The 13,195-nt window shown below is 66.4% G+C and carries 8 protein-coding genes; 4 read left to right on the top strand and 4 right to left on the bottom strand.

Annotation, left to right across the window (positions count from 1 at the left end; all coding sequences use genetic code 11):
• The first annotated feature begins 221 nt into the window (after nucleotides 1–221).
• Together JQ604_RS20310 and JQ604_RS20305 are read left to right on the top strand one after the other, a co-directional pair.
• On the top strand, nucleotides 222–1,298 hold the full coding sequence (locus tag JQ604_RS20310) for a lysylphosphatidylglycerol synthase transmembrane domain-containing protein (RefSeq protein WP_212360385.1): 1,077 nt from the start codon (nucleotides 222–224) through the stop codon (nucleotides 1,296–1,298).
• 90 nt (nucleotides 1,299–1,388) lie between these two features.
• Nucleotides 1,389–3,350, top strand: a complete 1,962-nt coding sequence (locus JQ604_RS20305; protein WP_212360381.1) for a hypothetical protein — start codon at nucleotides 1,389–1,391, stop codon at nucleotides 3,348–3,350.
• A 9-nt stretch (nucleotides 3,351–3,359) separates the two neighbouring features.
• On the opposite strand, the gene JQ604_RS20300 is transcribed toward JQ604_RS20305, so the two are convergent.
• Nucleotides 3,360–3,944 (bottom strand): DUF2147 domain-containing protein, encoded by a 585-nt coding sequence (locus tag JQ604_RS20300; protein ID WP_212360378.1) that lies wholly within the window; start codon nucleotides 3,942–3,944, stop codon nucleotides 3,360–3,362.
• Nucleotides 3,945–4,074: 130 nt separating this feature from the next.
• The gene (locus tag JQ604_RS20295; protein WP_212360375.1) at nucleotides 4,075–5,103 is read right to left on the bottom strand and encodes an NAD(P)/FAD-dependent oxidoreductase; all 1,029 of its coding nucleotides are present in this window, start codon (nucleotides 5,101–5,103) and stop codon (nucleotides 4,075–4,077) included.
• A gap of 174 nt (nucleotides 5,104–5,277) precedes the next feature.
• Here JQ604_RS20295 and JQ604_RS20290 point away from each other — a divergent pair, with 174 nt between their 5' ends.
• Complete coding sequence (locus tag JQ604_RS20290) at nucleotides 5,278–5,736, top strand: acyl-CoA thioesterase (RefSeq protein ID WP_212360371.1); 459 nt, start codon at nucleotides 5,278–5,280, stop codon at nucleotides 5,734–5,736.
• A 10-nt stretch (nucleotides 5,737–5,746) separates the two neighbouring features.
• Here JQ604_RS20290 and JQ604_RS20285 read toward each other — a convergent pair whose 3' ends face one another.
• Both JQ604_RS20285 and JQ604_RS20280 read right to left on the bottom strand, forming a co-directional pair.
• Complete coding sequence (locus JQ604_RS20285) at nucleotides 5,747–6,067, bottom strand: 2Fe-2S iron-sulfur cluster-binding protein (protein ID WP_212360368.1); 321 nt, start codon at nucleotides 6,065–6,067, stop codon at nucleotides 5,747–5,749.
• Nucleotides 6,068–6,223: 156 nt separating this feature from the next.
• Nucleotides 6,224–6,601 (bottom strand): Hpt domain-containing protein, encoded by a 378-nt coding sequence (locus tag JQ604_RS20280; protein WP_212360364.1) that lies wholly within the window; start codon nucleotides 6,599–6,601, stop codon nucleotides 6,224–6,226.
• Nucleotides 6,602–6,979: 378 nt separating this feature from the next.
• On the opposite strand from JQ604_RS20280, the gene JQ604_RS20275 reads away from it, so the two are divergent.
• Complete coding sequence (locus JQ604_RS20275; protein WP_212360360.1) at nucleotides 6,980–13,042, top strand: negative regulator of septation ring formation; 6,063 nt, start codon at nucleotides 6,980–6,982, stop codon at nucleotides 13,040–13,042.
• The last annotated feature ends 153 nt before the right edge of the window (nucleotides 13,043–13,195 follow it).

Genomic DNA, 13,195 nt, shown 5'->3' with positions numbered 1-13,195 from the left:
GATCAGAGGGCCATGCTTCGCCGCGACTCACATTCCGCGACGTCCTGACATATGTAGGGCGTATGACAGGGACCACCGACCATGGCCAATGCAAGGCTTGTCAAGGGCTGCACAAAAGCCCTGTTTTGCCTTATGTGTCATCGCGCACGGTGCGTTTGCCCGTTAACCCGTCGCGATCCGTGACCGGGTCCCACTGAATTGCCGCCCCGCCGGGAGGATGAATGCATCGGCTGCTGACCACGCTTGGGCGTGGCTTCAAGGAAAAGATCGGCTGGAAACGGCTCGGCATTGCTGCGAGCTTGCTGATCATCGTCTTTGCGGTCACCTCCCTGGTCCGGACGCTGAAGGGCGTCGATACCGGCATCATCCTGACGGCGCTGACCGAGATCGCCCCGCACCGGATCGCGCTTGCGGCGCTGTGCGTGGTCGGCGCGTTCTGCACCCTGACCTTCTATGATTTCTTCGCGCTGCGGACGATCGGCAAGACCCACGTCCCCTACCGGATCGCGGCGCTGTCGAGCTTCACCAGCTACACGATCGGCCACAATATCGGCGCCACCGTCTTCACCGGCGGCGCGATCCGTTTCCGCATCTATTCGGACTACGGGCTGAGCGCGATCGACGTCGCGAAAATCTGCTTCCTGTCCGGCCTCACCTTCTGGCTCGGTAACTTGTTCGTGCTCGGTTTCGGCATGGCCTGGCACCCGGCTGCGGCCTCCGCGATGGACCTGCTGCCCCCGTCGATGAACCGCCTGATCGCGCTCGGCTGCCTTGCCGGCATCGCCGCCTATTTCGTCTGGCTCGTCACCGGCGAGAAGCGCCGCGAGCTCGGCCAGAACGGCTGGAAGGTGGTGCTGCCGTCGGCGCAGCTGACGCTGCTGCAGGTCATGATCGGCGTGGTCGATCTCGGCTTCTGCGCGCTGGCGATGTATCTGCTGATGCCGACCACGCCGCATATCGACTTCGTCTCGCTCGCCGTGGTGTTCATCCTGGCGACGCTGCTCGGCTTTGCCAGCCACGCCCCCGGCTCGATCGGCGTGTTCGACGCCGCCATGCTGGTGGCGCTGCCCGAATTCTCCAAGGAACAGCTGCTGGCGACGCTGGTGGTGTTCCGCATCCTCTATTTCCTGATCCCGTTCGGGATTTCGATCTCGATCATGGGCGCCCGCGAGCTCTGGCTCAGCGTGGTGCAGCCCTGGCAAGAGCGGAGACGGCTCAGCGAGGCCTGCACGGCCTCGGCGACCGTGCGGCAACCGATCGAAAGCCGGCAGCAACGGATCAAGCGCCTCAAGCGGTAACGGTCTCGTTATCGGGCGCGATGTCCGGGTTTTTCGTCGCACGCTGCCGCCTTCTCTTATTTTCGCCTTACCGCTCACGTCAAACGCGCCATGTTTCGATTTTTGGCCCGATTTTCGTTCCGCTCCCTGATGGGCGTCGCGCTGCTCGCCGGCGCGTTGACCGCGGTCTTCGCCTCCGCTGCGCAAGCGCAGACCGGTCCGCTGCAGATCACCTGGGAAGTCCGCAACCGCTTCCGCCTGTTCCGCGAGGAGCGCGACTTCCTGCTCCAGGTCGACGCCGGGCTTGGCCGCACCGTGCTTGCCTCCGAGCAGGCGCTGGAGATGCAGAGCGATGGCCGCGGCTGGGCCCGCAACACCGTCAACCGGCTCTGCATCGACCTGCTCGGCCGCGTCAACGAGCCCTGCACCCGCGACAACGTCAAGGAAAGCTATCTGACGCCGATCGACCATCCGATCGTCGTGCGCCTCGCCGGCCCGGTGCCGGTCGGCGCCACCTGCGCCTGGTCGTTCGACGATGGCGACGGGCCGCAGACCTCGACCTTCGACTGCGCCGAGCCGATCAATCTGCGCGTCCGCTACGGCCGCACCACGATCGCGACCGCCGACGTCTCGAGCGCGGAAGGCAACCAGCGCGTCGCGACCGAGATCGCGGTGCGCGACATCTTCATCGCAGGCATCGGCGACAGCATCGCCTCCGGCGAAGGCAATCCGGACCGCGCGATCGGCCTGTCGGACGAAGGCTTCTGCTTCCGTTCCTATCTCGGCGCCACCGCAAGCTCGCAATATTTCCGGCCGAGCCGTGCCGGCTACAAGGGCGGACGGGCCTGCGAAGCCCCCGATACGCTGGCCAACTGGCAGCGCCACGGCGCGCTGTGGTTCAACTCGGCCTGCCACCGCTCGCTCTACAGCTACCAGACCCGCACGGCGCTGGCGCTCGCCGTGCAATATCCGCACATCGCGGTGACCTATCTGCCGCTCGCCTGTACCGGCGCCACCATCTCGGATGGCCTGCTCGGCTCGCAGCGGGCGCGCGAATGCCTGCCGACCAAATCGGCCAACACCTGCTCGGGCTCGGTCAACGCCCAGCTCAGCGAATTGCGCGAGGCGCTGACCGCCGCCAGGAAGCGGCAGCCCGACCGCAAGCTCGACCTCGTGCTGCTGTCGATCGGCGCCAACGACATCTATTTCTCCGGCCTCGTCGCCGACGTGATCGTCGACACCACGACCGAGCGCGCGCTATTCCAGCGGGGCGGCTCGATGGCATCAGTCGATGATGCCCGCTCGGCGCTGGCACGCGACCTGCCGGCGAGCTTCGCCAAGCTGCGCGAGGCGCTGAAGCCGCTGGTCGGCAATGACCTGTCGCGTGTCATCTACACGAGCTACGCCAATCCGACGCTCGTCAATGGCGGCGCGCCCTGCCCGGGCGGCCGTGCCGGCTTCGACATCCACCCGTCCTTCAATGCCGATCCGCGGCGGCTCGCTGCCGTCTCCAGCTTCGTGCAGAACGAATTCCTGCCGCAGCTCCGCGGGCTCGCGCTGTGCCAGTCCGGCATCATCTGCCGCAATCCGCGCAGCGATCGCATGACCTATGTCGATGCGCATCAGGACGCGTTCGCGAGCCACGGTTTTTGCGCGCGCGCCAACACCGATCCGGAATTCGACCGTGACTGCTTTGCCGCCAACGGCGACAGCTTCGAGACCGACATCGTCGCCGCCGCCAACCAGCCGCTGAAATGCGGCCGCAGCGCCGGCGAGTATCGCGCCTATTCGCCCCGCGCGCGCTGGATCCGCGACGCCAACGACAGCTACTTCGCTGCGATGACCTATCCGCAGGCGCTGCCGTCCTCGCAGCAGCCGACCGATATTCACGACGCGACCTGGGGAATCCTCTCGGCCGTCTATGGCGGCGCGGTGCATCCGACCGCGGAAGGCCACGCCGCGATGGCGGACGCCGCGGTGCCCGCTGCAGCCAGCGTGCTGGAGCTCGACCGCGCGGTGCCCGAAGTCATCGGGCAGCCGGTGGCGCCGCTGCCGATCGTTCCGACGCGTTAAGAAGTCTACTTACTGTTTCTTCACCGGCGGTGCAGCGCTCTTCTTCGCAGCCGCGGGCGCCGGTTTGCCCGTGACGGCTTGCGCCGGCAGGTACTTCGCGACGACCGCGGGATCGACCTCGGCCATCGCCGTATCCGGCAATTTGGTCCAGACCTCATCCTTGCCGAACAGCGCGATGCCGAGATAGCCGCGCATCGTCAGCGTCTGCCCGTCGGGGCTGAGCGTCATCTTGGCCTTGTAGATCTTGCCGTCGCGTGGATCGAGCACGTTGCCGTTCTCGTACTTCAGCCCGTCGCGCTTCATGTCGCGGATAAAGGAAAGCCCGAGCCATGGCGCGTCCTTGCGATCGTCGGTGCATTTCGAGCAGATCGGATTGGGAGCATCGCCCGGCTCGGGAAACAGCTTGGCGAACGCGCCTTCAAAGATGCCGTTGCGATCGACCACCAGAAACCATCCGACCGGCTTGCCCTTTTCCACCTTCTGCCACAGGCCAGCCGCAGTAGGCTCAACCGGTTGCGCGGCGACTTGCACGACAAACGCCAACCCCAGCACAACAGGGAGCATCAGTCGAAGCCTGGAGATCGTCTTCCGCATCGTCATTCACCTGATTCAATTCACAAAAAACCAATGGCCGCAGACTACGGCCATTTCACGATGGGTTCCAGTGCCCCGCATGATCCTATGTCATTGGGAACACGGCGATTTGGTCATATTCCGGTTGGAATCAGTTGACCCCGAGCTTCTTCTGCAGGCTCGATGAGGAGGTCGTGTACTGGAAGACCAGCCGCTTGTCCGGATAGACGTAGCGATGCGCCTTCTGCGCCATCAGCGCGCCCTCGTGGAAGCCGGAGAGAATAAGCTTCAGCTTGCCGGGATAGGTGTTGATGTCGCCGATCGCGAAGATGCCCGGCACGTTGGTCTCGAACGCGGCAGTGTCGACCGGGATCAGATTGTTCTCCAGCGCGACGCCCCAATTGGCGACCGGGCCGAGCTTCATCGTGAGACCGAAGAACGGCAGCATCGTATCGCAGGCGACGCTGGAGACCGCGTTGTCGTTGCCCTTCACGGTCGCGCCCGAGAGCTTGCCGTCGGCGCCTTCGAGGCCGGTGACCTGGCCGATCTTCAAATCCATCTTGCCGCTTGCGACCAGCGCGCGCATCTGCTCGACGCTGTGCGGTGCTGCGCGGAAATCGTCGCGACGGTGCAGCAGCGTGATGCGCTTGGCGACCGGATGCAGGTTGAGCGTCCAGTCGAGCGCGGAATCGCCGCCGCCGACGATCAGCACGTTCTTGTCGCGGAATTGCTCCATCTTGCGCACGGCGTAGAACACCGACGTGCCCTCATAGGCCTCGATGCCCGGCACCGGCGGCCGCTTCGGCTGGAACGAGCCGCCGCCCGCCGCGATCACCACCACCTTGCATTCGAACACCTGGCCGCCGTCGGTGGTGACGCGGAAGCCGGGGTCGCCGATCTTCTCGATCTTTTCGACCATCTCGTTGAGATGGAAGGTCGGGCCGAACGGCTTGATCTGCTCCATCAGTTGCTCGGTGAGGCCCTGGCCGGTGACGAAGGGAATGCCGGGAATGTCGTAGATCGGCTTCTCCGGATAGAGCTCGGCGCACTGGCCGCCGATCTTGTCGAGGATGTCGATCAGATGCGTCTTCATGTCGAGAAGGCCGAGCTCAAACACGGCGAACAGTCCGCAGGGACCTGCGCCAATAATCAGCACATCGGTTTTGATCGCTTCGCTCATATCCGCTTCTTTTCAGTTGGGATCGGCGAAGACGGCTTAAGCCCTCGCCTCGTGGATGCCGGATCGGGACATGCATAATAGGGACAGGCGCAGTCGCGGCAACCCCTTGCCGCGGCTCGGCAACTGGGTTGTATGGATGGAAACCCTCGCAGATCGCCTTTGGAGATGGCCGCCGTGAATGCCCCCGTCCGCACTGAGCAGCCGTGCCTGGAAGATTTCCCCTATCGCCTGTCCGACAATGTCCGCTTCGCCGACCTCGATCCGAACGGCCACGTCAACAACGCAGTCTATGCGAGCTATTTCGAGACCGGCCGCGTCACGCTGGTGAAGGATCGCGCCAACGGGCTGATGCCGGCGGGGCTCGGCTGGATCATGGTCCGCCTCGACATCCACTTCCGCGCCGAATTGCACTGGCCGGGCCAGATCGAGCTTGGCCTCGGCCTCGTGAAATTCGGACGGACGTCGACGACGTTCGAGCAGGTGGTGTTTTCGGAAGGACGATGCGTGGCGTCGGCGACCGCGATCACGGTCATGATCGATGAGGCCACGCGCAAGCCGACGCCGCTGTCGGCGGAGGTGAAGGCGAATTTTCAGCGCTGGATCAAGCGCGGCGTCAATCCCGACGCCGCGTAATCTTAAAATCTCAGGCCTGACGTTCGGGGGTCGAGACGACGAGACCGTCGAGCTCGTCGGAGACCTTGATCTGGCAGGACAGTCGCGAGTTCGGCCGCACGTCGAAGCCGAAGTCGAGCATGTCTTCTTCCATCGGCGTCGGTTTGCCGACCTTCTCGGTCCAGGCGTCGTCGACATAGACATGGCAGGTCGCGCAGGCGCAGGCGCCGCCGCATTCGGCTTCGATGCCGGGGATCGCGTTGCGGATCGCGCCTTCCATCACGGTCGCGCCGTTCTCGATCTCAATGGTGCGTGTCTCGCCGTTATGGTCGGTAAAGTGGATTTTGGCCATGGTCGCTCATGCTGCCGGAATGCGCCGGACAATAGATGGAAGGTCCCCGGCAAGTCCTATAACGGGTCGACCCGCGCAGCGCCAGCGCCCGGCAGGGGAAAACCGGCCGGCCCTGTCCCGGGCGAGTTTGGTTGGAATTTGGGGCTGAAACGGCCTTCAGGACCGCCGCAGCATCGCGTCGATCGCGCCTCGCGCGGTTGCGATCGCCGCGCCAAGCTCGGCCAGCGGCTCCGCCGGGTCGGAACTGGCCGACAGGACCGCCTCCAGCCGGGCGGCAGCCTCGGCAACGGCAAAGGCCCCGATCGCCCGCGCCGACCCCTTCAGCGTATGGGCGATGGCCAGAGCCTCCGCCGGCAAGCTCGCGAGCTCGCCGAGCAGCTTGGCGGACTGGGCCGAAAACATCGCCAGCACCTCCTGCTCGAGGCCGGCATCGCCGAGCGTCATGCGCGCGAGATGGTCGAGATCGATCGGGCCGTCATCGGGGGCGAGTGGCGGCGATGGCATCCATTCAATCCGTTCGAGATGAAGCGACACGGCCTACCCCAATCTGCCCGCCAGCGTGTGGTTCGGCGGCGCGTGGGGCCCAGCCAATCATGGAATTGGTTAACAGATTGTTGCCGGGAATATCCCGGAATTCGCCCGATTTCAGACAAGGTCTGAACACAATCAGCGCTGCGGCGCGGGAATTCCGTGCCTCCATAAGGTCTTATGGCCCAAAGCTGTTAACGATGATTAAGAATGTCTTAATCGCGGCCATTTCATTCGATCCGCTCAGCCAATAGGATGTTTGCGGATGTAGCGGACAAGCCGCCGACGGGCGCGCATGTCCTGCTGTGGGAACCGGCTCGAGCTTGCGTGGGGACAATCGCAGGCGCGCCGACGCGTAAAATAGTAAGAGGGCTTGGACTGAACATGGCGAACAATCCCAAGAAGGTCAAAGATCCCACCGAAGTCGCGCTTTCTGCCATTCAGGAAGCCCTCAACATCGGCGAACAGGGCGCAGAAAACCGCAACGCCATCGCCGACGACATCGCGCCGCCGAGCCTGCCGCCGGCGACCCCTCCTGATTTCAACGCCGGTGTCTTCGAGCCGCGCGGAAACGCAGAACGTCCGGTGTTCGAGCCGATCGAGGAACCGCGCCCCGCTCCGCGCCGCGCCGCCAATGACGATCGCGAGACGATCGGCCAGTTGCTGCAGGCGCTGCAGAAGGGCCAGCCCGCCGGCCGTGCCTACACCTATGCATCGATCTTCGCCGGCATCTGGCTGATCGGCTGCGCGCTGCTCACCCTCGCCTTCTGGCCGTCGCTGCAGGCTTCGATGGGCCAGAGCGGCGGCGTGCTGGTGATCGCCGGCCTGGCGTCGCTGTTCGTCGCGCCCGTGCTGCTGCTGTTCTTCCTCGCCAACCTGGCCTGGCGCGGCCAGGAGATGCGCATGATCGCGCAGTCGATGGCGCAGGTCGCAATCCGCTTCTCGGAGCCGGAAGGCGCCGCCGCCGATTCCATGGTCACCGTCGGCCAGGCGATCCGCCGCGAGGTCGCGGCGATGGGCGATGGCGTCGAGCGCGCGATCGCGCGCGCCGGCGAACTCGAAACCCTCGTCGCCAACGAAGTGGCCGCGCTCGAGCGCGCCTATTCCGACAACGAAGTGCGCATCCGCGCGCTGCTGCAGGACATCGCCCATCAGCGCGACAACCTGGTCGGCCAGGCCGAGCAGGTGCGCAGCGCGATCTCCGGCGTGCAGATCGATCTCCGCCACGACATCGCACTGATCTCGGACGCGATCGCCTCGCGCGTCGACGAGGTGGCGAAAAGCATCACCGGCGCGCTGGAAGAGCGTGGCCAGCACATCACGTCTGCACTGAGCCATGCCGGCGACAACATGATCCTGGCGCTCGGCGAGCGCGGCGGCGACCTGCTCGACCGCCTCGAGGAAGCCTCTGCCGAGACCACCCGCGCGGTGCTCGACGCCTCCGAGCGGCTGACCACCAGCCTCAACTTCAAGACCGGCCACGTCCATGACGAGTTCGTCGATCTGGCCGACCGCGTCCACGAGATGCTGAACGAGCGCATCGACCGCATCACCGGCGAGTTCGAGCAGCGTTCGTCGACCATCGTCGACGGCATCTCCGACCGCACCGAGCAGGTCCACGACTCCCTGAAGAACTCGTCCGACTCGCTGCTGCTCGAGCTCGAGCTGCGCAGCAACGACCTCGTCAGCAAGATCGACGACGCCGGCAACCGCCTCGCCGGCCAGATCATGACCAGCGGCGACAAGGCGAGCGAAGCGCTCGACGTCACCGTCAACTCGCTGGTCGCCAAGGTGGTGGGCCAGACCGAGACCGCGCACGACTCGCTGTCGCTGCAGATGAGCGCCTTCGACGATCTCGTGAAGAACCACGGCGGCGACCTCGCCGAGAGGTTCGCCCGCGACTCCGGCACGCTCGGCGCGCTGATCACCCGCCACATCTCCGAGTTCGACCGCACCGTGAAGACGTTCGGCGGCGACATCGTCGAGCGCATGGGCCAGCGCACCCAGGACATCGCCGACAGCCTGAAGACCTATGTCGACACCTTCGACAATCGCGTCTCGAGCAATAGCGGCCAGATCACCGCCTCGCTCGACCAGCGCCTGCTGCAGTTCGAGACAACGCTCGGCAGCCGCGTCACCAACCTCGACGCCTCGCTCGAGGACAAGCTGTCGACCTTCGACAGCTCGCTGGCCGACAAGATCGGCACGCTCGACAGCTCGCTCGATACCCGGATCAGCTCGCTCGACAATTCGCTGGGCAGCAAGATCAACACGCTCGACAGTTCGCTCGACAGCAAGATCAGCACGCTCGACAGCGCGCTCGACAGCAGGATCAGCTCGCTCGACAACTCGCTTGAGGGCCGCCTCGGCTCGCTCGACAACACCTTCGACAACCGCCTGCGCTCGCTCGACAGCAGCGTCGACGGCCACCTGAAGGCGCTCGAAGTGACCTTCGACAACCGCGCACGCGCGGTCACCGAGACCATCGAGGGCCGCCTCGGCTCGCTCGCGACCTCGCTCACCGACGGCGCGGCGCAGGCGATCCACTCGATCGACTCGCGGCTCGGCCTGCTCACCTCGACGCTGACCGACGGCACCGCGCAGGCGATCGCCGCGGTCGACCAGCGCATCAACCACGTCACCGACACCATCAACGGCCGCAGCACCCACCTGACCGACTCGATCCATGCCCGCTTCCTGGACATCCAGCAGGGCATCGAGACCCGCGTCGGCGCCATCGCCGGCGATATCGATACCCGCGTCGCGCAGTTCGAGGACCTGCTCGGCTCGCGCGTCGAGGCGGTCGCCGGCCGCATCGAGAGCAGCGGACGCCAGGCCAGCGAAGACCTGATGTCGCGCGCCGAAATGCTGTCGTCCAGCATCAAGTCGCATGTCGAGGACGCCGAGCGCTCACTGACCAACCTCGTGGTCAACAGCAGCGAGACCATCCAGACCGGCGCGCGCACCGCGCAGCAGTCGCTGCTCTCGGTGTCGACCGACGTCGGCGCCCAGCTCCGCCAGACCTCGGCCGAGGTCGAGAGCGTGCTCGGCGCGGTCGGCAGCGCCGCCGCCCACTCGATCCTGACCAGCGCCCGCGATGCGCAGGCCTCCCTCGTCTCCACCTCCGGCGACGTCGCCTCGCAGATCAAGGAGCTGTCGTCCGACGTCGAGCGCACCCTGCAGGCCGCAGGCAGCGCCACCGCCGCCTCCGTGCTGTCGGGTGCCCGCGAGGCCCAGACCACGCTGGTCAGCGCGTCCACCGAAGCTGCGAGCCAGGTCAAGTCGCTCGCGGCCGACATCCAGCATACGCTGTCGCTCGCCGGCACCGCCACCGCGGAAGCGATCACGTCCGGCGCCCGCGAGGCGCAGACCGCGCTGATCGCGGCCTCGACCGACGTCACCGGCCAGGTCAAGTCGCTGGCCGGCGATGTCGAGCGTTCGCTCTCGCTCGCAGGCACCGCGACCGCGGAAGCCGTCGTCGCCAGCGCACGCGAAGCCCAGACCACGCTCGCCGCCGCCTCGACCGAGGCGACCAACCTGGTGCGGACGCTGTCCGCCGACGTGCAACGTTCGCTGTCGCTCGCCGGCACCGCGACTGCGGAGGCGATCACCGCAGGTGCGCGCGAAGCCCAGAGCACCCTGCTCAACGCCTCGAGCGATGCCGCGAGCAAGGTCACGGCGCTCGCCGCCGACATGCAGCGTTCGCTGTCGATGGCCGGCACCAGCACGGCCGAGACCGTCACTGCCGGCGCCCGCGAGGCCCAGGCCACCCTGGTCAACGCCTCGACCGAAGCCGCCAACCACGTCAAGTCGCTGGCGATCGACGTCGAGCGCACGCTGACCACGGTCGGTGCCGAGACGGCGCAGGCGATCCTCGGCTCTGCCCGCGAGGCGCAGACCTCGTTCACGGCAACCTCCTCGGAAGCCGCCAACCAGATCCGTGCGATCTCGACCGACATCGAGCGCACGCTGACGGCGGCCGGTGCCAACACGGCGCAGACCATCCTCGGCAGCGCCCGCGAGGCCCAGAGCTCGTTCGCCTCGACCTCGTCGGAAGCGGCGAGCCAGATCCGCGCGATCTCCGCCGAGATCGAGCAGACCCTGACCGCGGCCGGCACCAACACGGCGCAGACCATCCTCGGCTCGGCCCGCGAGGCGCACAGCACGTTCGCCATGACGTCGTCCGAAGCCGCCAACCAGATCCGCACGATCGCCGGCGAGATCGAGCAGAGCCTGACTGCGGCCGGCGCCAGCACCGCACAGACCATCCTCGGCTCGGCCCGCGACGCGCAGAACTCGTTCGCGGCGACCTCGGCCGAGGCGTCGGGCCAGATCCGCGCGATCTCCGCCGAGATCGAGCGCGCGCTCGCGGCGGTCACCGCGACCACCACCGACAACATCCAGACCTCGGCGCAGAACGCCCAGGCCGCGCTGATCAGCGCCTCCAACGAAGTCTCGACCAAGGTCAAGACCACTTCGGCCGACATCGAGCGTTCGGTGCTCGCCGCCTCGAGCTCGTTCGGCTCGACCATGACCGGCAAGACCGACGAGATCGTCACCTATGTGCAGCAGCAGGCCGACCGCCTGTCGCAGATGGTCGATGCCCGTCGCGGCCAATTGGTCGAGGCGCTCACCGTCAAGACCACGCAGCTCGCCACCGATATCGATCGCGCCACCGGCGATGCGCTGAAGTCGATCGAGACCCGCGGCCTGGCGTTCACGCAGTCGATGTCGGCGCACGGCTCGGATGTCGCACGCAACATCACCTCGGCCGGCGATCAGGCGACCGGCGCGGTTGCCAAGTCGCTCAAGGACCTCGAGACCTCGTCGCGCTCGGCGATCGACCAGTCGCGCCAGGTCTCGATCGCGGCCGTCACCGAGATGCAGGAGACCAGCAAGATCCTGCGCACCGATACGGTGGCGCTGTTCGAGCGGCTGCGCGAGGGCAACATCCTGCTGCAGGAGGTGCTGACCGGCGCCCACGACAACCTCAACTCGCTGGAGCGTGCGCTGGTGACCCGCGTGGCCGACTTCGTGTCCGCCATGAACGACGTCACCTCGCGCAACGGCGTTGCGACCCAGACGCTGGAAGACCAGTTGACGGTGTTCAACAGCAAGACCGGCAAGGCGCTGGAGGATCTCGGCCAGTTGTCGAGCCAGTTCGAGACCCATGGCAAGGCGCTGATCGACGCGGCGTCCGTGGTCGAACAGGCCAACAAGAGCACCACCGCCTCGGTCAACGACCGCAAGGCGTCGCTGGAAACGCTGGTCAACACCATCGACCTGCGCACCGCCGATCTCGACCAGCGGCTGTCGCGCTTCACCGGCCTGCTCGATGAATCGCTGGCCGCGGCCGAAGAGCGCGCCCGCGACATCGCGCGCGTCGTGGCGGAGACCGCCGGCGCAGGCTCGGCGGCGATCAGCCGGCAGTTCGAGGCGGTCCGCGCCGCGGCCGAGAACGAGCGCCAGCAGACGCTCGACGCCATGAACGAGCTCTATCAGCAGAGCAATTCCGAGACCGACTCGATGTTCAAGGAATCGACCGAGAAGTTCTCGGCGATGGTCACGGCGATGAAGCAGATGGCGAGCGAGATGCATCACGAGCTCGAAGCCACCCGCAACGAGCTGCGCCGCGGCGTGCTCGAAATGCCGCAGGAAGCCGCCGAGAACACCGCGCAGATGCGCAAGGTGATCGTCGACCAGATCGAGGCGCTCGCCGAGCTGAACCGCATCGTCGCCCATCACGGCCGCGGTCTCGACGTCGTGACCACCAGCCGCACGACCGCCACGCAGCAGCGGGTCGAACCGCAGCGCTACGAGGAGCCGGTGGCGATGGCGGCCGCAGGCGGACGCACCGACGTGCGGATGCGCGACAGCGCGGGCAGTGCCTCGACGTTGCCGCCGCCGGACCTCGGGGTGCAGAACCTCGGTGTGCAGAACCTGGGCATGCCGACCTCGCGCCGCACCGAAGCGCCGCCGGTCGCGCCTGCGAACACCGACAATGGCCGCGGCGACGGCTGGCTGTCCGACCTGCTCAACCGCAGCGACGCGCCGCCCGCTTCGAGCCAGCCGCAGCGGCCGATCCCCCGTCCGCAGCAGCCGCAGGCTGGCAATCCGCTGGAGTCGCTGTCGCTCGACATCGCCCGCCTGATGGACCGCAACCTCGCCTCCGAGATGTGGGACCGCTACCAGCGCGGCGAGAACAAGGCCTTCTCCAAGCGCCTGTACACGCCGGCCGGCCAGAAGGCGTTCGACGAGGTCGCGCGGAAGTATCGCGCCGACCGCGGCTTCAAGCAGACGGTCGACCGCTACGTCGCCGAGTTCGAGCGCCTGCTCGACGAGGTCGCCCGCGACGGCCGCGGCCCGCAGGAGCTGCAGGGTCACCTGACCTCGGAAACCGGCCTGGTGTACACGCTGCTCGCCCATGCGGCCGGACGGCTGGGATAAGCTTTCGGCGACGAACTGCGAATGAGAAACGGAGGCCTCACGGCCTCCGTTTTTGTTTTTGGCCAGAGATCAATGTCCGACATGGCGGACGATTGCAGTTGCGTGAGCGCCGGCGCTCAACCTAATCTTCCTGCCCTGTTGGAATCGTCGATC

This window comes from Bradyrhizobium jicamae, assembly GCF_018130695.1.
Taxonomy (GTDB): Bacteria; Pseudomonadota; Alphaproteobacteria; order Rhizobiales; family Xanthobacteraceae; genus Bradyrhizobium; species Bradyrhizobium jicamae_B.
This window is presented reverse-complemented; position numbering and strand designations above follow the sequence as displayed.